This is a genomic window from Embleya sp. L77, assembly GCF_055557415.1.
Genome location: NZ_CM145709.1, coordinates 6556480 through 6581439, shown reverse-complemented (window position 1 = coordinate 6581439; position 24960 = coordinate 6556480). Strand labels below are relative to the sequence as shown.

General features: G+C 71.6%; 27 protein-coding genes. 16 read left to right on the top strand and 11 right to left on the bottom strand.

The window, feature by feature from the left end:
• Positions 1-38 precede the first annotated feature (38 nt).
• Positions 39-1292, bottom strand: a complete 1254-nt coding sequence (locus ACZOOI_RS27960) for an MFS transporter (protein WP_465278422.1) — start codon at positions 1290-1292, stop codon at positions 39-41.
• Positions 1293-1349: 57 nt separating this feature from the next.
• Here ACZOOI_RS27960 and ACZOOI_RS27955 point away from each other — a divergent pair, with 57 nt between their 5' ends.
• The 8 genes from ACZOOI_RS27955 to ACZOOI_RS27920 all read left to right on the top strand — a co-directional run bounded on the left by ACZOOI_RS27955 (position 1350) and on the right by ACZOOI_RS27920 (position 8869).
• Entirely contained in the window at positions 1350-2225 is an 876-nt protein-coding gene (locus tag ACZOOI_RS27955; RefSeq protein ID WP_465278421.1) for an acyl-CoA thioesterase, read from the top strand.
• A 39-nt stretch (positions 2226-2264) separates the two neighbouring features.
• Positions 2265-2639, top strand: a complete 375-nt coding sequence (locus tag ACZOOI_RS27950) for a VOC family protein (RefSeq protein WP_040876040.1) — start codon at positions 2265-2267, stop codon at positions 2637-2639.
• A gap of 212 nt (positions 2640-2851) precedes the next feature.
• Positions 2852-3631, top strand: a complete 780-nt coding sequence (locus ACZOOI_RS27945; RefSeq protein WP_465278420.1) for an enoyl-CoA hydratase/isomerase family protein — start codon at positions 2852-2854, stop codon at positions 3629-3631.
• A 4-nt stretch (positions 3632-3635) separates the two neighbouring features.
• Positions 3636-4550, top strand: coding sequence for an SDR family oxidoreductase (locus ACZOOI_RS27940; RefSeq protein WP_465278419.1), 915 nt, complete (start codon positions 3636-3638; stop codon positions 4548-4550).
• A 202-nt stretch (positions 4551-4752) separates the two neighbouring features.
• Positions 4753-5892: a magnesium and cobalt transport protein CorA gene (locus tag ACZOOI_RS27935; RefSeq protein ID WP_465278418.1), complete on the top strand. Its 1140-nt coding sequence runs from the start codon at positions 4753-4755 to the stop codon at positions 5890-5892.
• A 162-nt stretch (positions 5893-6054) separates the two neighbouring features.
• Complete coding sequence (locus ACZOOI_RS27930; RefSeq protein ID WP_465278417.1) at positions 6055-6795, top strand: alpha/beta fold hydrolase; 741 nt, start codon at positions 6055-6057, stop codon at positions 6793-6795.
• 146 nt (positions 6796-6941) lie between these two features.
• On the top strand, positions 6942-8255 hold the full coding sequence (locus ACZOOI_RS27925) for a sensor histidine kinase (protein WP_465278416.1): 1314 nt from the start codon (positions 6942-6944) through the stop codon (positions 8253-8255).
• Complete coding sequence (locus tag ACZOOI_RS27920) at positions 8219-8869, top strand: LuxR C-terminal-related transcriptional regulator (protein ID WP_465278415.1); 651 nt, start codon at positions 8219-8221, stop codon at positions 8867-8869. Before ACZOOI_RS27925 ends, ACZOOI_RS27920 begins: the two co-directional genes overlap by 37 nt.
• 130 nt (positions 8870-8999) lie before the next feature.
• On the opposite strand, the gene ACZOOI_RS27915 is transcribed toward ACZOOI_RS27920, so the two are convergent.
• Positions 9000-9203 (bottom strand): hypothetical protein, encoded by a 204-nt coding sequence (locus tag ACZOOI_RS27915; protein WP_158695784.1) that lies wholly within the window; start codon positions 9201-9203, stop codon positions 9000-9002.
• A gap of 546 nt (positions 9204-9749) precedes the next feature.
• On the opposite strand from ACZOOI_RS27915, the gene ACZOOI_RS27910 reads away from it, so the two are divergent.
• Both ACZOOI_RS27910 and ACZOOI_RS27905 read left to right on the top strand, forming a co-directional pair.
• Positions 9750-11177 carry a hemolysin family protein gene (locus ACZOOI_RS27910; protein WP_465278414.1) on the top strand — a complete coding sequence of 476 codons (1428 nt, stop codon included), beginning with the start codon at positions 9750-9752 and terminating at the stop codon, positions 11175-11177.
• Positions 11174-12241 (top strand): hemolysin family protein, encoded by a 1068-nt coding sequence (locus tag ACZOOI_RS27905; protein WP_391582154.1) that lies wholly within the window; start codon positions 11174-11176, stop codon positions 12239-12241. Before ACZOOI_RS27910 ends, ACZOOI_RS27905 begins: the two co-directional genes overlap by 4 nt.
• A gap of 86 nt (positions 12242-12327) precedes the next feature.
• On the opposite strand, the gene ACZOOI_RS27900 is transcribed toward ACZOOI_RS27905, so the two are convergent.
• Positions 12328-13476: an epoxide hydrolase family protein gene (locus tag ACZOOI_RS27900; RefSeq protein WP_465278413.1), complete on the bottom strand. Its 1149-nt coding sequence runs from the start codon at positions 13474-13476 to the stop codon at positions 12328-12330.
• Between the two features lie 33 nt (positions 13477-13509).
• Positions 13510-13800 (bottom strand): hypothetical protein, encoded by a 291-nt coding sequence (locus ACZOOI_RS27895; protein WP_465278412.1) that lies wholly within the window; start codon positions 13798-13800, stop codon positions 13510-13512.
• Between the two features lie 371 nt (positions 13801-14171).
• Between ACZOOI_RS27895 and ACZOOI_RS27890 the strand changes: the two genes are divergently transcribed.
• The 4 genes from ACZOOI_RS27890 (at position 14172) to ACZOOI_RS27875 (ending at position 17721) form a co-directional block, all read left to right on the top strand.
• On the top strand, positions 14172-14831 hold the full coding sequence (locus ACZOOI_RS27890; protein ID WP_465278411.1) for a hypothetical protein: 660 nt from the start codon (positions 14172-14174) through the stop codon (positions 14829-14831).
• 70 nt (positions 14832-14901) lie between these two features.
• The gene (locus ACZOOI_RS27885; protein WP_465278410.1) at positions 14902-15423 is read left to right on the top strand and encodes a pyridoxamine 5'-phosphate oxidase family protein; all 522 of its coding nucleotides are present in this window, start codon (positions 14902-14904) and stop codon (positions 15421-15423) included.
• 54 nt (positions 15424-15477) lie between these two features.
• Positions 15478-16032 (top strand): TetR/AcrR family transcriptional regulator, encoded by a 555-nt coding sequence (locus ACZOOI_RS27880; protein ID WP_465278409.1) that lies wholly within the window; start codon positions 15478-15480, stop codon positions 16030-16032.
• 120 nt (positions 16033-16152) lie between these two features.
• Positions 16153-17721: an MFS transporter gene (locus ACZOOI_RS27875; protein WP_465278408.1), complete on the top strand. Its 1569-nt coding sequence runs from the start codon at positions 16153-16155 to the stop codon at positions 17719-17721.
• A gap of 182 nt (positions 17722-17903) precedes the next feature.
• Here the strand turns inward: ACZOOI_RS27875 and ACZOOI_RS27870 are convergent, their stop codons facing one another.
• Positions 17904-18380, bottom strand: coding sequence for a GNAT family N-acetyltransferase (locus ACZOOI_RS27870; protein WP_465278407.1), 477 nt, complete (start codon positions 18378-18380; stop codon positions 17904-17906).
• A gap of 140 nt (positions 18381-18520) precedes the next feature.
• On the opposite strand from ACZOOI_RS27870, the gene ACZOOI_RS27865 reads away from it, so the two are divergent.
• Entirely contained in the window at positions 18521-19363 is an 843-nt protein-coding gene (locus tag ACZOOI_RS27865) for a metallophosphoesterase (RefSeq protein ID WP_465278406.1), read from the top strand.
• 72 nt (positions 19364-19435) lie between these two features.
• On the opposite strand, the gene ACZOOI_RS27860 is transcribed toward ACZOOI_RS27865, so the two are convergent.
• Positions 19436-19843 (bottom strand): VOC family protein, encoded by a 408-nt coding sequence (locus tag ACZOOI_RS27860; RefSeq protein WP_465278405.1) that lies wholly within the window; start codon positions 19841-19843, stop codon positions 19436-19438.
• 155 nt (positions 19844-19998) lie between these two features.
• Positions 19999-20859: a helix-turn-helix domain-containing protein gene (locus ACZOOI_RS27855; protein ID WP_465278404.1), complete on the bottom strand. Its 861-nt coding sequence runs from the start codon at positions 20857-20859 to the stop codon at positions 19999-20001.
• A 52-nt stretch (positions 20860-20911) separates the two neighbouring features.
• Here ACZOOI_RS27855 and ACZOOI_RS27850 point away from each other — a divergent pair, with 52 nt between their 5' ends.
• On the top strand, positions 20912-21364 hold the full coding sequence (locus ACZOOI_RS27850) for an RpiB/LacA/LacB family sugar-phosphate isomerase (RefSeq protein WP_465278403.1): 453 nt from the start codon (positions 20912-20914) through the stop codon (positions 21362-21364).
• On the opposite strand, the gene ACZOOI_RS27845 is transcribed toward ACZOOI_RS27850, so the two are convergent.
• The 4 genes from ACZOOI_RS27845 to ACZOOI_RS27830 all read right to left on the bottom strand — a co-directional run bounded on the left by ACZOOI_RS27845 (position 21330) and on the right by ACZOOI_RS27830 (position 24710).
• A complete protein-coding gene (locus ACZOOI_RS27845; RefSeq protein ID WP_465278402.1) occupies positions 21330-22091 on the bottom strand; it encodes an HAD family hydrolase in 762 nt (253 codons plus the stop codon). The genes ACZOOI_RS27850 and ACZOOI_RS27845 overlap by 35 nt on opposite strands.
• Positions 22092-22227: 136 nt before the next feature.
• The gene (locus tag ACZOOI_RS27840; protein WP_465278401.1) at positions 22228-22914 is read right to left on the bottom strand and encodes a TIGR00266 family protein; all 687 of its coding nucleotides are present in this window, start codon (positions 22912-22914) and stop codon (positions 22228-22230) included.
• 96 nt (positions 22915-23010) lie between these two features.
• Complete coding sequence (locus ACZOOI_RS27835) at positions 23011-23787, bottom strand: VOC family protein (protein ID WP_465278400.1); 777 nt, start codon at positions 23785-23787, stop codon at positions 23011-23013.
• Positions 23788-24095: 308 nt separating this feature from the next.
• Positions 24096-24710 (bottom strand): hypothetical protein, encoded by a 615-nt coding sequence (locus ACZOOI_RS27830; RefSeq protein WP_465278399.1) that lies wholly within the window; start codon positions 24708-24710, stop codon positions 24096-24098.
• Positions 24711-24960: the final 250 nt, after the last annotated feature.

The window sequence follows — 24960 nt, the reverse complement described above, 5'->3', positions numbered from 1 at the left end:
TAGGTGGCAAGCCGCCTTCGACCTAGGACATGCGTGCGTCACATATGTCGTGAATCCTGAGCATCGTCCGCTGGCGCCGGTTCCGGATCCGGATCCGGATCCGGCCCCCGCTCGCCGCGACCCGCCGCGCAGTACAGCGCGACCGCGCCGCCCAGGGCCGCCGTGCCGAGCAGAATGATCCGGTAGTCCAGCACCGCCAACAGACCCGCCACGCCGAGGATGGCGAACGCCGTCGGCGCGAACATGATCGTCCCCGCGGTCGCCGCGACCCGGCCCACCAGGTGCCCCGGCGTCTCCCGCTGCAATACGGTCATCGTCGCCACGTGCACCGCAGGCAGCCCGAAACCGATCGCCACGCTGCCGGCCACGACCACGGGCAGCCACTCGATCACCCGCAGGCCCACCCCGACCGCGAACAGCGCCAGGCCCAGCACCGCGAACCCGCGTGCGCCGAACCGGCGGATCAGGGTGCCCGCGCACAGCCCGACCGCCACCGACCCGGCGCCCTGCGCGGTGTACAGCACGCCGACGAACGCAGGCGAGCGCCCGAGCCCTTGGTCCACCACGGCGTAGATCGCGCCACCGCTGAGCCCGGACACCAGCATCGCCAAACCGCCGGAGAACACCAGGCGGCGCAGCGGCCGATGCGCCCACAGGTAGCCCGTGCCCGCCGTGGCCTGCCCCCACCACCCGGTCTCGGCCTTCGCCTTGACCGGTTGGTCGAAGCGCATCAGCGCGAAGACCCCGGCCGCGAGCACGAACGTGCCCGCGTCCAACAGCGCGACGGTGTGCCCGCCGGACCACGCGAACAGCCCCGCGCCCGCCAGCGGGGCGATCAGCTTCATGCCCTCGGCGGCGCTGAGCCGCATCCCGTTCAGATCGCCCAGGATGCCCGGTGCGACGCCGGCCGTGAGCGCGGTCGACTCGGCGGCGTCCAGGAGCACGAAGCCGATGCCGTAGCCGAACATCACCGCGAACAGGATCCACACCTGATCGCCCGAGTGCACGGTCAGGGTGAGGGTCAACAGCGCGGCGAGTGCCAGGTTGACGGACAGGAGCATGCGTCTGGCGGGCCATCGGTCCGCGGCCGCGCCGAGCAGCGGGCCGAGCAGGGTCGGTGCGAACACCCCGAGCGCCATCAGCGCCGCCACGCTGTCCGAACCGGTCAGCGTCTTGGCCCAGACCCCGGCGACGAGCGACATCGCGCTGCTGCCGAAGCTGGAGACCACCACGCCGCTCAGATACAACCCCGCGTTGCGGTCCTTCAGCACCTTTACCGCACCCCACGCCACGTCCCCACCGTGCCCCTCGTTGTCGTCGTCGCGGCTGTCCTTGCTGTACTAGCAGCCATGAGCTGCGCCGTCACCCAATTCGTCGAAGAAGTTGAGCCGACCCGACTCAAGTCCGATCTATTCGAGGGGAAAAGCCCTGATCCGGACGCTTTTCGGGTCTTCGGTGGCTGGCTGGTCGCGCAGGCGCTCGCCGCCGCCGGGGCCACCGTCGACGGCGACCGGGTGCCGCACTCCCTGCACGCGTCGTTCCTGCGGCCGGCCGATGCCACGCTGCCGCTGACCTACCGGGTCACCCGCACCCTCCAGGGCCGGACGCTGAGCCATCGTCAGGTCGACGTGCTCCAGACGGACAAGGTCGTCGTGCACCTGGTCGCGTCCTTCCGGGTGACCCGCCCCCAGACACCGTTCGACCACGCGCCGAGCGCACCCGCCGTGCCCGACCCGACGACGCTGCCCACGCTCGCACAGCGGCTGGACGCACTGAACGGCCCGCTGCGCCGACCGCAGTTGGTCCGGCGCAACCCGGTGGACCTGCGCTTCGTCGAGCCGCCGACCTGGGCCGACGAGACGTCCACCGCGCGACCGCCGCACAACGCGCTGTGGTGTCGCGCCGACGGCGAACTGCCGGATCGCCCGCTGCTGCACGCGTGCGCCGTCGCGTACGCGACCGACCTGAGCATCCTGGACACGCTGGTACTGCCGCATGCCGCGACCCTGGGCCGGCGCTGGATCCCCCGGGCCAGCCTGGACCACGCGATTCGGTTCCATCGCCCGTTCCGCGCGGACCGGTGGTGGCTCTACGACCAGGAGGGCACCACCCTGCACGCCGCGCACGGCACGGTGCACGGTCGGATCTTCGACGCGGCGGGCGCGCTGTTTGCGACGGTGAGCCAGGAGGCACTGTTCGGCGAGCCGGTCGAACACCGGTCGTAGCGCCACCGAGGGCCGGGGGCGCCTGCCGAGGGAGTGCGCATGTTGCAGGTCGGAAAGGTCTCACTGAACGTCAGCGACCAGGACGCGGCGAAGCGCTTCTGGGTCGACAAGATGGGCTTCGAGGAGGTCATGGACACGCCGATGGGCGAAGCCGGCAGCCCGCGCTGGATCGAGGTCCGCGCCCCGGGTGACGGCATCACGCTGATCCTGTTCAGCCACCGCTTCGACATGGAGAAGGTCGGCTCGCTCAACAACGTGTTGTTCACGTGCGACGACCTGCAGAGCACCTACCGGGAACTGGTCGCCAGGGGCATCGACTTCCCGGACAAGCCCGCCCAGCAGGAATGGGGCTGGTGGGCCACCTTCCGCGACAACGAGGGCAACTTCTACGGACTGACCCAGCGCAACCCGTGACCACGAGCGGCCGACGCGGCTGCGCCGCTGCCGTTGCGTCGGGCGGTGACACCGTCGCGACGCCGCCGTGACCGCGCGGATCGACGGCACCGACGCGACCCGGCCGACGGCCGCGGCCCGGCCGGGCGACCGGCTGTGATCTTGCCCGCTTGCGGTCGTTGCGGCGCCGTGGGTCTCGATTCCTGTGCGGCGTTGGGATATCCCAGGGTGTCATGGCGGACAAGGTGCTTCTCGACTACGACGGACCGATCGCGACGATCACCAACAACAACCCGGACAAGCACAACGCGTTCGACGACGAGATGGATCAGCTCCTGTGGCAGATCCTCGGCGAGTTGAGGCAGCGCCCCGAGGTTCGGGCGGTGATCTGGCGTGCGGTGGGCAAGTCCTTCTCCTCCGGTCGCGACGTGTCCTCGATCGGCGGTCACCGGGTCGAATTGACGCACCATCAGTTGATGACGCGCGGACATCGCGGCGTGCAGCAGCTGTTCGAGTTGGACGCGCCGGTGCTGGTGGCCTGCCAGGGTTGGTCGATCGGCGCGTCCTTCCAGCGTGCACTGTTGTGCGACATCCGGGTGGCCGCCGAGGGGGCTCGGTTCATGCTGCCCGAGACCACGCACGGGGTGATCCCGGACACCGGCGGCGTGGCCCGGCTGTACCAGATCTGCGGGCCCGGGGTGGCCGCCGACCTGGTGCTCACCGGCCGCCCGATGCACGCCGCCGAGGCGTACGCGCACGGCATCGTCTCGCGCGTGGTGCCGCCCGCCGAACTGGACGCCAAGGTGCGCGAGATGGCCGAGCGGATCGCCGCCGCGCCGGCGGTGACCGTCAAGATGGCCCGGCGCGTGCTCGGCCACCTCGCCGAACCCGCCGTACGCACCTCGATGGCTGAGGAACTGATCGCGCAGACCTTCGTCAACAAGTCGGACGACTACGCCGAGTTCCGCGCCGCCCGCGCCGAACGGCGGCCCGCCCACTACACCGGGAGCTGACCCCATGACCGAGGCATCCGACGGCATCATCGGCCTGCCCGAACCGCCCGCCCTGGGCGCCGGCGCGCTGCCGGCCGGAACCTACGCGGACCGTACGGTGTTCGTCACCGGCGGCGGCACCGGCCTGGGCAAGGCGATCGCGATCGAGTTCGCCCGACTGGGCGCGAACCTGGTGGTGGCCAGCCGCAAGGAGGACCACCTGGAGGCGGCCCGCGAGGCGCTGACCGAGGCCGGCGCCAAGGTGCGCACCGTGGCCTGCGACATCCGCGAGCCCGCCGAGATCGCCGCGGCCTTCGACGCGGCCGTCGACACGTTCGGGCTCCCGGACGTACTGATCAACAACGCGGCGGCCAACTTCCCGGTGCCGGCCGAGGAGATGTCCCCCAACGCGTGGCGCACCGTCGTGGACATCACCCTCAACGGCACCTATTTCTGCGCCCGCGAGTTCGCCCGCCGACACCTGGCGGCCGGCACACCCGGTTCGATCGTCAACATCGGCGCGTCCTACGCCTGGACCGGCGGCCCCGGCTTCGCCCACAGCGCGGCGGCCAAGGCGGGCGTGAAGAACATGGTCGAGACGCTGGCCGTCGAATGGGGCCCGTACGGGATCCAGGTCAACGGCCTGGTCCCGGGCCTGTTCCCGCACGAGGACATGACCGCCGCCATCAAGGAAAACCTGGCCGACAAAGGCAACCCGGCCGGCACCCACGACAAGGATCCGTGCCAGCCCGCGATGCGCGTCGGCCGACCGCGCGAGCTGGGCTGGGCCGCGACCTTCCTGGCCTCGCCCTACGCGCGCTTCATCTCCGGCCACACCCTGGTCGTGGACGGCGCGAACTGGCAGCGCCGCGGCCTGGTCAACCCGCCGGTGGTCACCGTCCGGCAGCAGATGGGCAAGGGTCCGTTCGAGCTGCCGTGAGCACGTCCCGGGCGGTGCGTCGGCAAACGCCCCGCGCTGCCGGCCGCGGTGCTGCCGGCAACCGAATCGCCATATGGCATGAATCCGTAATATCTGTGCGGAAAAATGGACAATACGATGGTCGGGTCGGTTGTGATTTTCCGGCGCGACCGGCCCGTCGTCACGTCCGTGCTCTTCGCCGCCCAGTGTCTCGGAGCCCCGCATGCCCGATCGGCGTCTGCCCTTCCGCGCCCGCAGGCACGGTGCGCTCGAACCCTCCGAACCACCCGAGCGTTCGATGGACCCGCGGGCGGCGGACTCCCCGGAGCCGCCGCCCGTCGAGCACAGCCTGATCGACGCGGCGATCTACGTGGAGGGGGCACGGGTCGCCTCGCCGAGCACGCTCGCCGACACCTACCGCGAACTGCACGCCCGCCCCGGCGCGATGGCCTGGATCGGGCTCTACCGCCCCTCCGAGAGCCAACTCCTCTCCGCGGCCGACGAGTTCGACCTGCACGCGCTGGCCATCGAGGACGCGATCGTGGCCCACCAGCGCCCCAAGCTCGAACGCTACGGCGAAACCCTGTTCGTGGTGCTGCGCGCGGCCCGCTACCTCGACGACGTCGAGGAGGTCGACTTCGGCGAGCTGCACGTCTTCCTCGGCGCCAACTTCGTGGTCACCGTGCGCCACTCCGAGTCCCCCGACCTCTCCGTGGTCCGCCGCTGGGCCGAGGACCGGCCCGAACTCCTGCGCCAGGGCCCGGAGGCGGTGCTGTACGCGATCCTGGACAGCGTCGTGGACGCCTACGCCCCGGTCGTCGGCGGTCTGCAGAACGACATCGACGAGATCGAGGCGGAGGCCTTCCTCGGCGCCCCGAACGTCTCCCGGCGGATCTACGAACTCTCCCGCGAGGTGATCGAGTTCCAGCGCGCGACCCGGCCGCTCCTGCTCATGCTCACCGATCTGTCCACCGGCTTCGACAAGTACCACGTGGACCAGGAACTGCGCCGCTACCTGCGCGACGTCCAGGACCACGCGACGATCGCCGTGGAACGCGTGGCCGGCTTCCGCCAGCTGCTCGAAGGCATCATGCGGGTCAACGCGATCGTGGTGACCCAGGCCCAGAACGAGGAGATGAAACAGCTCACCGCGGCCAGCAACGCGCAGAACGAGGAGGTCAAGAAGATCTCCGCGTACGCCGCCATCCTGTTCGCGCCGACCCTGATCGGCACGGTCTACGGGATGAACTTCGACGACATGCCCGAGCTGCACTGGACCCTCGGCTACCCCTTCGCGGTCGGCCTGATGGTCCTGGTCTGCGTGGTCCTCTACGTCGTCTTCAAGCGCCGCAACTGGCTCTGAGCCCGCCGGGTCCGACGCGGGCGCAACCGGCGAGCGCGCGACCCGCCGGCACGCCGCCGGGCCCGGGCCCGACCCGAGCGCAAACCTGTCGCGTTCTGTCAGGTATCCGGTCCAGGATCGCACATGCAAGGACGCACACGAATCATCACGAGGAGCATCTCCATGGCGCACATCGTTCTCGTTCCCGGCTACTGGCTCGGCGCATGGGCGTGGGATCGGGTCGTCGAACCGCTGCGCGCCGCCGGACACGACGTGCTCGCGGTGACGCTCCCGGGGCTGGCCGACGAGGCCGCCGACGCCACCGGAATCGACCTCGCGACACAGACCGACGCCCTGGTCGAGGAGATCACCTCGCGCGGCCTCACCGACGTGGTCCTGGCCGCCCACTCCGGCGGCGCGTTCACCGCCTACGAGGCACTGGGTCGGATCCCGGAACGCATCGCCCGGATCGTCTACGTGGATTCCGGCCCGGTGGCCGAGGGCGTCTCGCTCCTGGACCTGACCGAGCCCGCCGAGCGCGCCCGGATCGAGGCCGAGGTGGCCGAGCGCGGCGACGGCCGATACACCTACCCCTGGGATCCGACGAGCGCAGCCGAGATGCTCGACGGGCTCGGCTCCGCCGACCTGGAGATGCTGCGCACCCGCGCCGTGGCACAGCCGTACGCGGTCGCCGCCAGTGCGGAGCAGGTCGGCGACCCGGCCCGGCTCAAGGTGCCCGCGCACATGATCACGTGTCTGTTCCCGGCCGAGCAGGTCGAGGCCATGATCGCGCAGGGGCACCCGTTCATGGCCGAGTTCGCGCTGGCCGAGCAGCGGAGCGTGCACGGCCTGCCGACCGGCCACTGGCCGATGTTCTCCCGTCCCGAGGAACTTGCCCGGTTGTTGTCGACCATCGCCTCCTGAGCGGCGGCCGACGCCGGCCAACCGGTATGCGGGGTGGGCCCAGCCCCACCCCCGCGCGGGGTGCCTCCCCAGTGACCTGCACGGTCGTCGCCCGACACACTGGTGCCACCACCGGCAGTGCACGCAACATCCACGGGAGGACCCCTATGAGCACGCTCACGCCGCACAGCGCCGATCCACCGGCGACGGGTTGGCGGCTCGGTCGGGCGCTGTTGTCCGCCTGGCGTGGGTTCATCCTGGTCTTCCTCTCCGTACCGACCCTCGCGTTGTTCATCACCTGCATCGTGTTCCTGGCACTCGTGCCGATCGGCGTCGGCCTGCTCTTCTTCCTTCCCCTGCTACTGCTGCTGCGCGCCACCGCCAACCTGACCCGCACCGCGATGCGCTCGTGGGCCGGCGTGCCGATCGCGACGCCCTACCGGCGGCTGCCGCAGGGCAAGGGCGTGACCGGGTTGTGGCAGCGCACCCGGCAGACGATCACCGAGGGGGCGACCTGGCGGGACCTGCTCTGGGCGCTGCTGTACCTGCCGTCGAGCCTGCTGCTCGCCTGCTTCCCGATGTTGCTGATCGTGAACGGCCTGCACGGCGCGCTGATGCCCTTCCTGTGGGAGGTGGCCTACCGCCACGTCGACCCGCAGTGGTACACGTTCATCAAGGTGGACAGCTCGCAGCAGGCCGGTCTCGCGGTGCCGTGGGGCCTGGTCCAGATGATCGCCGGCCTGGCCCTGGCTCCCTGGTTCGCCCGGGTCAACGCGCTGTGGAACCGGTCCCTGCTCGCCCCCACCAAGGAGGCCGAGTTGGCGCTGCGGGTGCAGCACCTGACCGAGAGCCGGACCGACGCCGTGGACGCCTCGGCGGCCGAACTGCGCCGGATCGAGCGGGACCTGCACGACGGCGCACAGGCCCGCCTGGTCGCGATGGGCATGAACCTGGGCGCCGCGGAGGCGCTGCTGAGCACCGACCCGGAGGCGGCCCGCACGCTGCTCGCCGAGACCCGCGCGGCCTCCGCCAAGGCCCTGCACGAACTGCGCGACCTGGTCCGGGGCATCCACCCGCCGGTGCTCTCCGACCGCGGTCTGGGCGACGCGGTGCGCGCGGTGGCCCTGGAGAGCCCGCTCGACGTCAACGTCAACGTCACGCTGCCCGCCCGGCCGGAGCTCCCGCTGGAGTCCGCGGCCTACTTCGCGGTCACCGAGGTGCTCACCAACGCGGCCAAGCACTCCGGCGGACAGCACGTCGAGATCGATCTGACCTACGTGGACGGCAAGTTGCGGATCACCGTCACCGACGACGGCGTCGGCGGTGCCGATCTGGCGAAGGGCACGGGTCTGCGCGGCATCGAGCGGCGACTCGATACATTCGACGGAACGCTCGCCCTGCACTCCCCCGTGGGCGGCCCGACGACTGTGATCATGGAGCTGCCGTGCGACTTGTCCTCGCGGAAGACCTCGCCCTCCTGAGGGATGGGCTCGTCCGCCTGCTCCAGGCCCACGGCTTCGAGATCGTCGCCGCCGTGGACAACGGTCCGGAATTGCTCCGGGCCCTGGTGGACCACAAGCCGGACGTCGCGGTCGTCGACGTCCGGCTGCCGCCCACCTTCACCGACGAGGGCCTCCAGGCCGCCCTGGAGGCCCGTCGGCGCGTTCCGGGGCTGCCGATCCTGGTGTTGTCGCAGTACGTCGAGCAGTTGTACGCCCGCGAGTTGCTCGCCGACGGCACCGGCGCGGTCGGCTACCTGCTCAAGGATCGAGTGTTCGACACGAACGAGTTCGTGGACGCGGTCCGCCGGGTCGCGGCGGGGGGCACCGCGATGGACCCCGAGGTGATCTCGAAACTGCTCGCCCGCAACGTGCGGGACAAACCGCTGGCGCAGCTGACGCCGCGGGAGCGTGAGGTGCTGGAGCTGATGGCCGAGGGTTGTTCGAACGCGGCCATCGCGGGTCGGCTGTTCGTCTCGGAGGGTGCGGTGAGCAAGCACACCACGAACATCTTCGCGAAGTTGTCGATCGACACGTCGGACGAGACGAATCGGCGCGTGCTCGCGGTGCTGGCCTACCTCAACGGGAGCAACTGAACACCGAAGCCGACCCGACCACCGAAGGTGTCCCCCCGACGATGCGACCGGGCAAGACCATCGACCACGCGAGCGACCGAGTGGGATCGCTCTCACGACGGCCGACCGGGCCGGGTCGTCACGTGCGTGTTCACGAGCCGGTGGTCAGCCGCAACAACCGGTCCCGTTCCTCCTCCACGATGCGCTGGGCGCGCAGTACGACGGCCTCGGGCACGCCGTCCGGCAGTTCTCCGAAGTCGCGGAAGCGGCGGAGGTCGCGTGGACGAACGCCGGTGATGTCGTAGGCCTTCAACGCGGCGAGCGACACGGCGTAGTCGTCGAGTGTGCGAGGCATGGTCTCCTTCTCGCGCGCTGGGAGGTCCGATGCGGGCACCTCGGGCGAGCCGGCGTCGGCCGGATCAGGGCTGCTGTCGTACACGCTGCCCCCGTCTGATGTTGTCAACGTCATTGCGGCGGTGCAGGTTCCCGGTACCAATCTTCCGGACGGGAAGGCGCGGGTCGCTCCCCCGTACGGATGAACTTCGCGACGCCTGCGGCAGGAGGCGCAGTGCGTCCGTACTCCCCTCGCCGCAGCACGCGGGATGCGCGTGTTCGACGAGCCTGATCACCACACGGTGTTCGAGGAAGCACAGATTGTCATGACGCGGGGTCCAAAGCCAAGCATCTTTTGCTACTGGTTCGAATCCGATGCTCTTCGCACGCTTCCGCGCCCGGGCCCGGGGAACAAGCGCGCACGATGATACGTTCGGCGAGGTAAGTGTTTTGACCCCGAATTGCCCGTTGAGCAAGGAGCGTGCGTGTCCGCCCAAGAGACGGACCCCCCTAGTACCGGTCCCTCCCGAGACTGTGATCGAAGCCGCGACGTCCGGGAGGCGGTCTCATGACCGCGGCTCTGGGCATAGCCGCGATCGTCGTGCTGACCCTCGGGACCGGTTTCTTCGTCGCCCAGGAGTTCGCCTACGTGGCGGCCGATCGGAGCCTGCTGCGCCGCCGTGCCGAATCCGGCGACAAGGCAGCGGCCCGGGCGATGACCGTGATGGGGCGACTTTCGTTCATGCTGTCCGGTGCCCAACTGGGCATCACCGTGACGGCCCTGTTGGTCGGCTTCATCGCCGAACCCGCGCTCGCCGCGGTGATCTCCCCCCTCCTGGACCTGATCGCCGTACCCGGCGGCGCGGTCCCGGTGATCTCGCTGATCCTCGGCTTCGCGGTGGCCACCGCGATCCAGATGGTGCTCGGTGAGCTGGTCCCCAAGAACTGGGGCATCGCCGAGCCCGAGCGGGTGGCGATCCTGCTGGGGCGACCCACGCTGGTCTACCTCAAGGTCGCCGGCCCCCTGATTCGCCTCTTCGACACGCTGGCCAACCGCATCGTGCGCGCGATCGGCATCGAACCGGTCGAGGAACTGCACGGCGGCGCCACCACCGAGGAACTCGCGCACATCGTCGACGAGGCCGGCCGGGACGGCGACCTGGACCCCGCGCTGTCCGGGATCCTGCGCCGCGCGATCGCCTTCGGCGACCTGACCGTGGACCAGGTGATGGTGCCGCGTCCGGACGTGGTCCGGGTGCGGGCCGAGACCACCGCCGCCGAACTGATCGATCTGGTCGCCGAGTGCGGCCACTCGCACTATCCGGTGGTCGGCGAGCGGGTGGACGACGTACTGGGCGTGGTCGGGGTGGCCTGCCTCCTGGAGGTGGCACCCGAGGACGCCGCGCACGTGACCGCCGGGTCCATCGCGCGCCCCGCGCTGCTCGTTCCGGACACCGCCGGGCTGGCCTCGCTGCTCGAACAGCTGCGGGCCGCGCACGAGGAGTTCGCGGTCGTCCTGGACGAGCACGGCGGCCTGGCCGGGATCGTCACCTACGAGGACGTGGCCGAGGAGCTGGTCGGCGAGATCGCCGACGAGAGCGACGACGAGGACCCCGTCGACACCGAGCCCGAGGACGGCTGGTGGCGGCTGGACGCGGGGCTGCGCGTGGACGAGGCCGAGCGGATCGTCGGCGCGGAGTTGCCGGACGGCCCGTACGACACACTGGGCGGCCTGGTCATCGCCCACCTCGGCCGGTTGCCCGAGGTGGGCGACCGGATCAGGGTGCCCGACCCCGACGAGGTACGCGCCGGGCGCGCGGCCGACGAGGACGACGAACCGATCCGCTACACCGAGATCGAGGTGCTGGAGGTCGAGCGGCACGTGCCGGCGCTGGTCCGGATCCGCGTGCTGACCTCGGCCCCCTCGTTCCCCCGGGACGCTTCCGAATGGAGCGCCGGGGGGCGCTCCAAGCGCACCACAGAGGTGACCGCATGACCCCGTCCCTGGCCTCCGGTGGCGGCCTGGGCTCGCTGGAACTGGGCCTGTGGCCGGCGCTGGCCGTCACGATCGCGCTGCTCGTGGGCAACGCGTTCTTCGTGGCCGCCGAATTCGCGATGGTGGCCGCACGCCGGCATCGCCTGGAGGCGCTGGTCGCCGAGCGCAAACGCGGCGCGAAGTCGGCCCTGGCCGGCGTGCGCGAGCTGTCGCTGATGCTGGCCGGTGCCCAACTGGGCATCACCATGTGTTCGCTGGGCCTGGGCATCGTCTCCGAGCCGGCCATCGCGACCATGCTCGACCCGCTGTTCGACGCGGTCGGCATGCCGGCCGCGGCCGGGCACGCGGTGGCGTTCACGATCGCACTCGTGGTCGTGGTGATCCTGCACATGGTGCTGGGCGAGATGGCACCCAAGTCGTGGGCGATCGCCGGCCCCGAAAAGGTCGCGCTCGTGCTCGCGCCGTCCTTCCGCGGCTACACCCGGGTGGTGCGGCCGCTGTTGCTGGCGATGAACGGGGTCAGCAACGCGATCCTGCGGCTCGCCGGGGTGGACCCCAAGGACGAGTTGTCCCATCCCAAGGACGCGGAGGGGCTGCGCCGGCTGGTCGGCGAGTCCCGTCGGCTCGGCCTGATCGACGGTTCGTCGCACGATGTGCTCTCCGGCACGCTGCGCACGCACACCGAGCCGCTGGCCCGACTGGTCGTGCCGACCGCCGAGATCGACTCGGTGCCGGCCGACGCGGGGCCGGACGAGATCGTCGCGATGTCCCGCCGCAACGGCCGCAACCGGCTGCTGGTGCGCAGCGAGGACGGCACGCTGTTCGGCGTCGTGCACATCCGCAAGGTGCTCACGTCGCGCACCCAGAGCTCCGGCAACACCGCCGGCGAGCTGGCCACGTCGGTGCTCACCCTGGGCGTGGACACCCCGATCCAGCGCGCCGTGGCCGCCCTCCAGGAACGCCGGGCATCGCTGGCCCTGGTACACGCCGCCGACGGCACACTGCTGGGCCTGGTCGGCCTGGACGACCTCCTCGGCAGCGTCCTGGGCGCAAGAGCGGCATAGAGCCCGAGTCCGGAAGGTCCCGTCCCGCCTCGGGCGGGACGGGACCTTCCGCCCGACGCGCCCAACCGCCTCCCGGGCCGCCCGGCTCAGTCGCGGATCAGGCGGAAGAAGCGACGGACCTCCTCGACGAAGGTTTCCGGTTGTTCGAAGGCGGCGAAGTGGCCGCCGCGGTCGAGTTCGTTCCAGTAGCGGAGATCGGTGAAGCGGCCGGCCGCCCAGCGGCGCGAGGAGCGGATGATCTCGTGCGGGAAGATCGAGCAGCCGGTCGGGACCCCGACCTCGGACAGGTCGGGGCTGCGGTAGCTCTCCCAGTACAGCCGGGCCGAGGACGCGGCCGTGCCGGTGAGCCAGTACAGCGTCACGTTGTCCAGCATGTGATCGCGGGACAGCGCGTTCTCCGGGTGGCCCTCGCAGTCGGTCCACTCGTGGAACTTCTCCACGATCCAGGCCAGTTGGCCGACCGGCGAGTCGGCCAGGGCGTAGCCGAGCGTCTGCGGCCGGGTGGACTGGATCTTGCTGTAGCCCGCGCCCCACTCGGAGTGTGTGCCCAGGTCGGCCAGCGCCTGCTGTTCGGCCGGCGTGGGGTCCTTCATCGCTTCCGCGTCCGGCATCGCCACCGGCATGTTCAGGTGGATGCCGAGCACATGATCTGGGTCCTGCCGACCGATCGACGCGGTGACCATCGACCCCCAGTCGCCGCCCTGCGCGCCGTAGCGCGCGTAGCCCAGGTCGGCCATCAGCGCGGCCCAGGCCCGGGCGATCCGGTCGATCCCCCAGCCGGTGCCGGCCGGCCGGTCACTGAAGCCGTATCCGGGCAGCGAGGGCAGCACCACGTGGAACGCGTCGGCCGCGTCGCCGCCGTGTGCGGTGGGGTCGGTCAACGGGCCGATCACGTCCAGGAATTCGACGATCGACCCGGGCCAGCCGTGGGTGAGGATCAGCGGCAGCGCATCCGGATGCGGTGAGGGCGCGTGCAGGAAGTGCACCCCCAGGCCGTCGATGTCGGCCTTGAAGTGGGCATGGCCGTTCAGCCGCGCCTCGGTTTTGCGCCAGTCGTAGGTGGTCCGCCAGTACTCGGCCAACTCGCGTGTATAGGCCAGCGGGATGCCCTGGGACCAGTCGTCCACCGGTTCGGCCTCGGGCCAGCGGGTGCGCGCCAGGCGCTCCCGCAGGTCCACCAGGTCGGCGTCGGGTATGTCGATCCGAAAGGGCGTGATGTGCGACGGGTCGGGCATGGACCGGCAACTCCATCCGTGGCGGGGATCGGGTCACGGAGACGATTGCGGGCCCCGACCGTCGTCGACGATCGGTGCGACCGGATCGGGGCTTCTGTCGTGCGTCTCCGGGTTGGTACTCAACCCGATCACCAGGGCCCCGCACCAGAGCGCCGCCACCACGGACAGCACGATTTTGGTCATCGGCGTCCATCGGGTGACCATCCACATCAACAGCGCCCCGATCGGCGGCAGGACCACGAGCAGGAGCAGGATCCACCGCTGCTTGGTGAACCAGGGGCGTTCGTTCTCGATGCGCCGCTTCCGGCGGCTGGTGCGTATCACTGGTTCCGGCCCCCTAGGAACACCCGACGGACCACCCGCGGGTGGGTCGCCCCACGTCTGCCCGGCGAAGCGCGGCTCAGTCCCGGCAATGCGCGACGCGGTTGCCCGGCGAGGCGCGGCCCGGTTCCCGGCAAAGCGCGGCCGGGTTCCGAGAGTTCGCGGCTCCGTCCCGGCAAGGCGCGGCCCCCTCCCTGCGAGACGCAGCCCCTCCCGGCGAGGCGCCGGCCGATCCCGGGCGGGTCCCCGCCCGGTCCCGCCGGGGGCGGCCGTGCTCCGTATGGGTGAAGTCCGCGCCGAAGTGCCCGGTCGGCTTTCGTCCGGCCCGGCGGACCGGCAGGTTGTTCATTTCGTCCGCCTCCGGAAGGCCCCCGATGAACCGTCACCTCCGCAGCGGGGTCGGCGTCGCCGCCGCGCTCCTGACCCTGAGTTCACTCGCCGCCGGCACGCCCGTGTCCGCCCACGAGCCCCCGCCGGGCGCCGGGCCCACCGTGGCGCCCGGGCGCGGCGCCCCACAGGGGCCGCTGCCGCACCCGAAGGCGGCGACCAACGCCGAGTTGCCGCCCTGGCCGGTCCCCGAGGACAGCGCCCGGCGCGGCGCCGACGCGGGTCTGAAGCTGGACACGATGGAGGGTGCCGTCCAGCACTTCCACGTGCACCTGGACATCTTCGTCGGCCTCGACCGGGTCGATGTCGCGCCCGACATCGGCATCGACAAGCGAACCGGGCTGCTGGCCGATCTGCACACGCACGACGACAGCGGTGTGTTGCACGTGGAGAGCCACGACGCGAACGCCCGCTTCGTACTGGGCCAGTTGTTCGCCATGTGGAACGTCCGCTTCGACGAGACCCACTTGGGCGCCCTCACCCCGGACGCCACGCACACCTACCGCACCTACCTGAACGGCACGTTGGTCGGCGGCGATCCGGCCCGGATCGAACTGCGTCCGCACGATCAGATCTCGGTGATGTTCCAGGACCACAAGGTCCGGATCAAGCCGCCGGCCTCGTACGACTTCCCGCCGGGCCTTTAGGGTCGCGCGCGTTCACGACAGTATGGGTGCTGGTGTACCGGGACGTCAGCACGAGACAGGGGTTGCCGCCATGACCGATCTGGAAACCGCGGCCCCGGCCTTCATCGCCATGGCGCACTCGATCGTGTGGGCCTCGATCGCCACCGTGGACAGTGCGGGTCGGCCGCGGACCCGGATCCTGCACCCGTACTGGGTATGGGAACACGGGCGGTTGACCGGTTGGGTGGCCACCGCGCCCACCGCGACCAAGCGCGCGCACATCGCCCGCAATCCGTTCGTGTCGTGCAACTACTGGTCGCCCTCGCACGACACGTGCGTGGCCGAGTGCCGCGCGGATCTGCTCTTCGAGCCGGAGATCCGCGAGCGGGTGTGGAACCTGTTCCGGGACACCCCCGAGCCGCTGGGCTACGACCCGGCCGGAACGGGGGTGCCCGGCTGGGAGGACCCCCTGTCGCCGGGCTTCGCGGTGATGCGCCTGTCGCCGTGGCGGCTGCGGATCTTTCCCGGCGCGGCGCTCAGGGATGGGGCCGCCGAGCCGGTGCTGACCTGGCAGGAGCCGCGACCGGAGCTGACGCCACAGGGTTCCAACTGAACCCACCCGGTAAATCGTGAGACACGATTGTCTCATTCGGGCTAGAGTTGATCCATGCCCACCGACAACGAGCACGTGCTGCGCGCCGCCGTCACCCTGCTGCTCCGGCGACCCGCGTCGTCCATGGACGAGATCGCCCGAGCCGCCGGGATCAGCCGCGCCACGCTGCACCGGATGTTCCCGGGCCGGCCGGCGCTGATCGCCGCGCTCGGCGCGGAGGCCTCGGCGCAGATCGGCCGCGCGATCGACGCCGCCGACCTGACCGCCGGCGAGGACGTCCCCGCGGTGCTGCGCGGACTGGTGGACCGCCTCATGCCGTGCGCCGAATATCTGGCGTTCCTGTACGGGGAGAGCTCCCTGGTCGGCGATCCGGACCTGGAGCAGGCCTGGAGCGTGATGGACGAGCAGGTTGCCGCCGCGGTCCGGCGCGGCCAGGAGAACGGCTCGATGCGGGTGGACCTCACCGCGCAGTGGGTCTCCGAGGCGCTGTTCTCGTTCGTCGCCGCCGCCGGCTGGGCGGTCCACGAGGGCCGGCTCGCCGGCCGGGACGCGGCCCGCTCGGTGGCCGAACTCCTCCTGGGCGGCGCCGCCCGCCGCCCGCCCGGCTGATCCGGCTTCGGCACGAATCGGCCGCCACGGCACGCCCACGCCGCCGCCCCGGCACCGTCCCACCGCGACTCCCCGGCTGATCCGCACAGCCGATCCGTCTCTTTGCTTGGAATCCTGATCATGGCAAGTGGCACGACCTCCTCGAGTTCCGTTCATACCGGCACCGGCGACTCCGCAAAGGGTGCGCCGGGCCGTTGGATCGCCCTGGGTGTACTGACCCTGTCGGTGCTGCTCGTGGCGATCGACGCCACGGTGCTCGGCCTGGCGATCCCCTTCCTCAGCGAGGACCTCGAACCGACCGGCACGCAACTGTTGTGGATCGGCGACGTCTACTCGTTCGTCATCGCCGGCCTGCTGGTCACCGCCGGCACCCTGGGCGACCGGATCGGCCGCAAGAAGCTGCTGCTCTGGGGCTCGGCGGCGTTCGGCGCGCTGTCCGTGGTGGCCGCCTACGCGCCCAGCGCCGAGGCGCTGATCGCGGCCCGCGTCGCGATGGGCGTGGCCGGTGCGTCGCTGATGCCGTCCACGCTCGCGCTGGTGCGCAACATCTTCCCGGACGCCCGCGAGCGCAGTTTCGCGATCGGCGTGTGGGGCGCGATGTCGATGGCCGGCGCCGCGTTCGGCCCGGTGGTCGGCGGCTTCCTGCTCGAACACTTCTGGTGGGGCTCGGTCTTCCTGATCAATCTGCCGGTGATGGCGGTGCTGATCGTGGTCGGCGTCAAGATGTTGCCGGAGTCGCGCAATCCGAACCCGGGTCCGTGGGACATGCTCAGCGCGGCGCTGTCGCTGGTCGGCATGATCGCCACCGTCTACGCGATCAAGGAGGCCGCCACCCACGGTCTGCTGCGCTGGGACGTGTGGGCGGCGCTGGTGATCGGCGTGGGCGCCCTGGCCTGGTTCGGCCGCCGCCAGTTGTCGCTGCCGGTACCGCTGCTGGACATGCGGTTGTTCCGCAACCGGGCGTTCAGCGGCTCGGTGCTCGCCGACCTGCTCACCGTGCTCGGCATGTCCGGGCTGATCTTCTTCCTGTCCCAGTTCCTGCAACTGGTCCAGGGCCGCAGCCCGTTGCAGGCCGGCCTGGCCGAACTGCCGGCCACGGCCGGGGCGATCGTCTCGGGTCTGCTCGCGGGCCTGGCCGCACGCCGCTTGACCCCGCGCGTGGTGGTGACGAGCGGTCTGACCGCGATCGGCCTCGCCCTGGGCGCGCTGACCGTGCTGTCCGAGGACACGCCGTACCTCTACCTGGGCGGTGTGCTGCTCCTGGTCGGTGTCGGCGCGGGCTTCTCGTTCACCGTCACCGCCGACCTGATCCTGGGCAGCGCGCCGAAGGAGAACGCGGGCGCGGCCTCGGCGGTCTCGGAGACCGCGTACGAGTTGGGCGCGGCGCTGGGCATCGCGCTGCTGGGTTCGGTGGTCACCGGGATCTACCGGGGACACGTGACGATCCCCGAGGGCATCTCCGCGGACGCGGCCTCCGACGCCCGCGAGTCGCTCGCGGGCGCCGCGGAGGCGGCCGGGACGGTCCACGGCCAGGCCGCGACGGACCTCACCCACTCGGCGAACGACGCGTTCCTGGAGGGGCTGCGGATCGCGGCCGGCGCGGGCGCCGCGGTACTGCTCGCGGCGGCCGTCGCGGCCTGGTTCATGCTGCGCGGCGCGCGCACGGCCGAGTCGGACGTCGAGCACTAGAACCCGCCCGGCGGACGCCGGCCCGGCCGATCGAGGGTCCGGCGGCGGGACCGGTCCCGTCGCCGGACCCTCGACGTGCGAAGCGGCGGTGCGGGAGAGATCCGCGAAGCGGACCTCGGGGTCGGGTCGGGTCGTGCCGAACGGCGCGTCGCCCGGCCCCGGCCGCGTCGCAGGAGTGCCGCTCAGAGCACCTTGGCGAAGCACATGCTGTTCTCGTGGTCCTTGTAGTAGCCGAACCCGGGTATCGGTTCGTAGCCGCACGAGCGGTACAGCGCGATCGCCTCGGGCTGCTTGTCGCCGGTCTCCAGGACCAGGCGCAGTCGGCCGGCCGCACGGGCGGCCTCCTCCAGGTGCGCGAGCATCACCCGGGACAGGCCGCGTCCGCGCGCGTGCGGCACCACGTACATGCGCTTGAGTTCGGCGTCGCCCGCCCGCAGGCCCGGGTCGTCGTCCGCGCCGCCGCGGGCCCGCCAGCCGCCGCTGGCGACCGGGGCGCCGTCCCGGTAGGCCACGCAGAAGAGGCCCTCCGGCGGCAGGAAGTCGGCCGGGTCGACCGCCGACTCGTCGGGGTCGCCGTAACGCTCCACGTACTCCTGCTGCACATCCCCGACCAGTTTGCGCACGTCGGGGTGGTCGTACCCCAGAGTCTTGATCTCCACGGGAAGACGCTAGCTCGTGCGTTCGGGCAGGCCGTCGGCAGGTCGCCGGGAGAAATGCTTGACCTTGTCGCCTATCGGCGATGGACTGTGCCCCCCCCGGGTGACACGTGTCGCGTCACCCTGCCCGCAGGAGGATTGCCGTGCGTATCCCGCGCCACACGCTGGTCCAGTTCAGCGACGTGCACCTGGTCCCGGAGGGTGAGCTGCTGCTCGACCGGCTGGACACCGCCGAACAGCTTCGCCAGGCGCTCGCGGCGGTGGAGGAGGCCGATCTGGCACCCGCCGCCCTGCTGTTCACCGGCGACCTCGCGGACACCGGCGACCCGCGGGCCTATCGGCGACTGCGGGAGCTGCTGGCCGAGGCCGGACCGCGGATCGGCGCGCCGGCGCTCTACGGGATGGGCAACCACGACGACCGCGCGGCGTTTCGCGAGGGGCTGCTCGGCGTGCCCGCCTCCACCGAACCGCACGACTTCGTGCACACGGCCGGCGAGGTACGGGTGATCATGCTGGACAGCACCACGCCCGGCAGCCACTCCGGCGACCTGACCGAGGATCAGTTGCAATGGCTGCGCGCCGAGTTGGCCACGCCGGCGGCCGGCGGCACGGTGCTCGGCCTGCATCACCCGCCGATCCCCACGCCGCTCGCGTTCCTGGAACGACTCTCGCTGCGCGCCCCGGCCCGGCTGGGTGCGGTGATCGCCGGCACCGATGTGCGGATCGTGCTGACCGGCCACAACCACCACGCGACCTGCGGGGTGTTGGCCGGAGTGCCGGTGTGGGCGGCCCCGGCCGTCGCCTACCGCGCCGACGTGTTCCCGCCGGCGGGCACCTACCAGGGGGTGGCGGGCGTCGGCTACACCCGGGTGGACCTGTACGAGGACTGCGCGACGGCGACCTTCGTCCCGGTCGGCCCGATCGAGCCGGTGTACGCCTACGAACGGGCCAAGGTGGACCGCTACCTCGCCGCGCACGAGGGCTGATCGGCACGGTCCGAGCGGCGCCCCGCGTCGCCGCTCGGACCCCCGGCCGAACCGCGCCGACGGATCGCAGGGTCAGACCGTCGGGCGATACGTCCCGAAGCTCCACAGGTTGCCCTCCGGGTCGCGCACGGTGTAGCCGCGGCCGCCGTAGTCCTCGTCCTTCGGCTCGCGCACCACGGTCGCGCCCGCAGCCACCGCGCGGGCGCAGTGCGCGTCCACATCGCCGTCGATGATGCCGTAGAGGGACGCGCCGCCGACCGGCACGCGCAGTTGCTCGCCGCAGCCCTCGGGCAGGTTGGTGCCGAGCATGACCATGCTGTTGCCGAAGGTCAGCTCCGCGTGCGCGACGATGTCGTCGTCACCGGGAATCACCATGACCGCGCTCATCCCGAAGGCGTTCTCCAGGAAGGCGATCGCGGCGGTCGCGTCGTTGTAGCGCAGCGTCGGGATCAGGTCGCAGACGAGGGTCTTGTCGCTCATGGTGCACTCCTTGATGCCGGATGTTGCCGAATGCCGCCGGACGTCACCGGATGCGGTGCGCTGCTTCCGATGCCTGCCGGGTGGACGGTTCCAGCTTCCGGCGAGTGACCCCGCGCGGTATTGGATAAACGGGAACGATCGGCGGGGCCGGCCGGTCAACCCGCGAGGCCGCCGCCGGCGGGCATCCGGGCGGCCAGGTAGGCACCGGGCGTGCAGCCCGCGAGCGCCTTGAAGTCGCGGTTGAAGTGCGCCTGGTCGTAGTAACCCGCCTCGGTGGCGATCCGCGCCCAGTTGCGCGGTGACCCGTCGAGCAGTTCGATCGCGTGCCGAAAGCGCAACACCCGGGCCACCGTCTTGGGCGGCAGGCCGAGCGTCTCCCGAAAGCGCGCTCCGAGGTGACGCCGGCTCCAGCCGGTCTCCCGGGCGAGCGCGGCGATCTCGACCCGGCCCGCGCTCGCCGCCATCAGCTCCCAGCAGCGGACCACCTCGGGCAGCGGCACGGGGCCACGCTCGCGGCGGCGCAGCAGGATCTCGTCCAGGTGCGCGAACCGCGCGGGCCAGTCGGGCGCGGACCGCAACCGGTCCACCAGCGTGCCCACGTCCCACCCGGGCAGGTCGTCGAGATGCACGGCCCGGTCGGCGATCTCCGCGAGCGGCAGGCCGAGCAGCGTGTAGGCGCCGAGCGGGGTGAGGTCGAGCTGGATGCCGGCCTGGTGGCCGTCGTGCTCGACGAGCGCGGGCCCGTCGTGCAGGCCGGCCACGAACGAACTGGTGGTGCCCGGCCCGTATCCGGGCTCGCGTGGGGACCACACCCGCACCGGTGCGAAGCCGATGATGACCGTGATCGACCCGGTCGCCGGCTCGCGGCGGCGCAGCGGTGCGAGGGTGTGCTCGTCGTAGCCGCGGTAGGCGTCGATCAGCGACGAGAGCGCGGGATGCGGGGGCCCTGCCACCGTCTCCATCGACCCGAGCGCGGAGGTGTGTCGGGTCACGTGCAGAGTGTCCGTGGGGACCATGCTTTCCAGTCTCACACCCGGCACCGACAATGCACCGACCAAGGAGTGTCCGATGCGCATCGCGATCTCGGCCGACCAGATCAAGGGCTGTGGCGTCTACCTCGCCGACGAACTGCGCAAGCGCGGTCACGAGGTGCTGCCGTTCGGCGCCTTCGACCCCGAGCACCGGCCGGAGTTCGCCGACGACTGGGCGCCGGTGAGTGCGGCTGCCTCGCGGGAGGTGACGGCGGGTCGGGCCGATCAGGCGATCGTGTGTTGCTGGACCGGTACGGGCGCCTCGATCGCGGCGAACAAGGTGGACGGGATCCGGGCGGCGCTGTGCACGGACGCGGCCACCGCGGCCGGTGCCCGGCGCTGGAACCACGCCAACGTGCTCGCGCTGAGCCTGCGGCTGACCTCCGGGCCGGTGCTGATCGAGATCCTGGACGCGTGGTTCGACACCGCCGAGAGCCAGGACATCGCCGACGTGCTCAACGTCGAGCGTGTGGCGGAGATCCGCGGCTGACCCGGACCCTGGGGTCCGCTCGGCCCGAGGCGGCTCGATCGAGGTAGTCGGGGAGGTCGGCGAAGTGGTCGATCACCCCGATCGCCTCGGGCAGGCCCGCGGGACGGCCGGCGGGCGCGATCAGCACCGCCTGCATGCCGTAGACGTACGGTCCGGTGGCGTCCTTCGTCGGGGTGTTGCCGACGAACATGATCTGCTCGCGGGCAATGCCGCCGCACGCGCGTTCGACCTCGGCGTAAAAGTGCGGATGCGGTTTGCGCAGGCCGATCGTGCAGGACAGGACGACGGCGTCGAAGCACGCCTCGATGCCCGCCTCGGCCAGGGTCCGCCGGCGCACCGACTCGGGACGCTGGGTGTCGCAGGCGAGCACGCACACCAGGTCGCGGCGCTCGCGGATGCGCAGCAGCGCCTCGGCGGCCCGGCGGATGACCCGCGAATCGGGGATCCGCCCGAAGACCGGTTCGGCGGCCGCCTCGGGGTCCGGGATGCGCGCCCCGCACAGGGCCGCGGCATGCCGGATCTCGTCCGCGAACGAGGTGTGCGTGTCCCGGACCCGGTCGCCCTCGCGGGTGATGCGGTGCACGTGGTCGAAGGCGGCGACGAAGGTGTCCGGGACGTCGGTGCCGGGCATCGTGCGCAGCACCTCCAGGACCGTGCGGCCGTCCGGTTTGGGCCCGGGAACCGCCAGGGTGTCGCCGAAGTCGAGGGCCAGGGCGCGAAGCGTCATGATCACGGGGATCCCCGAAAGGGGTCGGGCCTACTCCTTCCCGGGCGAGTCGGTGCACTGGTCGGGCACTGCCCCGGGGAGCGCGCCGCGCGGCCGACCGAGGCGGCACGGCCGGGCCGGTGTCGGGGCCGGTGGGTCAGCTGCGTACACCCGGCAGGCTTGTGACGAAGTCGGCGAACGCGGACGGGTTGCGGGTTTGCACGAGCACCCGGCCCGGGCCGGTGAAGTCGAAGACCAGGCCCTCGCCGGAGGTGACCGAGGCGATGGTCCGCCCGCGCGCGGCCCGGCGGGTGGCGAAGGTGATCGTGGGCGCGTAGGCGACCACGTGGCCGGTGTCGACCACGACCTGCTCCCCCGCCTCCAGGTCCAGCACGTCCAACGCGCCGTAGCAGCCCATGATCACCTCGCCCCGGCCGGACGCGTGCACCAGGAAGCCGCCCTCGCCGCCGACCAGGTTGCGCAGCCCGCCCCAGCGGGTGTCGATCCGCACGTCGGCGGAGTTGGCCAACCAGGTGCTGCGGGTCAGCAGGAACTCGGGCACCTCGGGGGTGAGCGTCACGTTGGCGATGTCGCCGGGCAGCGCGGCGGCCACGTCGACCCAGCCCCCCTGGGCGGGTGCGGTGAACGTGGTCTGGAAGAACGACTCGCCGCCGAGCACGCTGCGCTTGAGCCCGCGGATGATGCCGCCCTCGACCTTGGCGGAGATCTCCACGCCCGCGCTGTGCGCCATCATCGCGCCGGACTCGGCCCGCATCGCCTCGCCCGGATCGAGCCGGCAGCGGGCGGCGGCGAACGCGGGACCGTGTCTGACTTCGACTCTCATCCCGCGAACGTGCCACGCGCCGGCCCGGCGCCCCGACCGGAACGACCCGACCGGACGACTCGCGTCACCCGATCGGGTCGGCGCCTCGGCCGCTGTCTACTCGGCCGGCGGAATGCCCTTGATGATCGCGAAGCGCGCGCCGAAGGGGTCTTGCAGCATCGCGATCCGGCCGACGTCCGGGATGTCGTACGGGGCCATCAGCTCGGTCGCGGCCAGCTCGATCGCCCGGGCGAACGACGCGTCGCAGTCGTCGACGCCGATGTAGATCTGCCATTGCGGGGCGGTCTGCCCGGGGTCGACCTCCATCACGCCGCCGTGCATGGCGTCCACATTCTCGCCCGGGTAGGCGAGGCTGTAGATACCGGCGGGCGAGGGGAAGTCCTGGTAGTTCCAGCCGAACACCGAGTGGTAGAAGCCGGTGGCCGCGACCCGGTCGGCGGTGTACAGCTCGGTCCAACACAGCGCGCCGACGTCCTGAACCAGTTCCAGGCCCTTGTTCGTGCCCTGCTGCCAGGCCATGAAGCTCACACCGGTGGAGTCGGCGTACCCGGCCATCCGGCCCATGTCCATGACGTCCATCGGCGGGAGCAGCACCCGACCGCCGGCCTGCTCGACCGCCTTGGTGGTGGCGTCGATGTTCGGGGCGTGGAAGTACACGGACCACGCCGGGGATGCGCTCTGGTCCATCAGCGGGGCGAACGCGGCAACGCTCTTGCCGTCCTTGCGCAGGATCCCGTAGCCGCCGGTCTCGGGACCGGTGATCTCCAGATCCCACCCGAACAGGTCGCCGTAGAACGCGCCGGCCGCCGGAAGGTCGGGCACCCCGAGGTCGATCCAGAGCGGGGCGCCGGGGGCAAAATCGGTCGTGAGCATGACTGGTCACTCTCCAGGGGGTCGATCGCGGTGCAAAGCGCGGTATCGCCTGTACAGAGGTGGACCGGACCCGGCCGAAGAACTCATCGCTCCCCGGCCGAGCACCATCCGGCACCTCGCACACGGCCTTACCGAATGCCCTATTTGCCGCAATTGACACCGCCGATGGAACCCGCGGCTCGCACCGACCCGAGCAGCCGCACGACCCGCCCTCGGGCCGGCCGCCCCGCGCGCGACACGGCCGGACCGGCGGGCGGCGCGGGACACGGGACGCAGGGCCGGGGCGCAGGGGCACGGGCGGCCTCCGCCTACGTCGTCGGCGCCGCCGTGGGCGGGCCCGTGGGTGCCTCCGGAGTCGAGGGCAGGAGGGCCTCGCAGATCTTCAGCGCCTCGACGACCTTCGGATCGGACCGGTCCAGCGCGGCGGCCCCACCCGCCGGCAATTCGACCCGATGGTCCTTCAGGCAACCCGCGAACGCCTCCGCGGAGTTGCCGCCGCGCCGGGGGCGGTCCGTGCCGCCTCCCGGCCCCCGCGAGGGCCGCACCTTCGCGCACGCCTCCTCGGCCTTGCGGTACGCCGGATCGGTCGAGCGCGGATCGGGCCGCCCGCTCGGGAACCCGGTGGGCCGTTCGCCGGCCGGTCGACTCGGGCGCGCCGACGGACGACCGGACGGGCGGCCCGCGCCCGGGGGACGGGTGCCGCCGTCCGGTCGGCCCGTCGGTACCTCGACCCCGTTCGCGCGCAGGCAGTCGGTGTACGCCTTGCCGGCGTCCCCACCACCGCTCGCCGCGCTCGACGGGGCCGAGGCACTCGTGCTCGTGGTGCCGCCGCTCCCCCCACATCCGGCCGACAACACGAGTGCCGAGGCGGCGATCGGCAGCACCGATGAGGTCCACGCCGGTCGAGCCGGGTACCTCGTCATGACGTCCTTCCCACGAGCCTCGGGGGCGGCGCCGGACGACGCACCGCCCATCCTCCCCGGACTCAAGCACGGCGGGGTGGTCGTCGCCCGCGCGCCGCCTGGGAGTTCCCTGGGAGCCCCGCCCCGGGTCGGGCGCCGCTCCGCCCGCGTCGGCCGCGACTTGTCGCGATCGGGCTCGGTTTCGGCGGGTCCGACCGGTGGCCGCGGACCCCTGGCCGCTGCCGCGCTCCCAGGCAACTCCCAGGCGCCG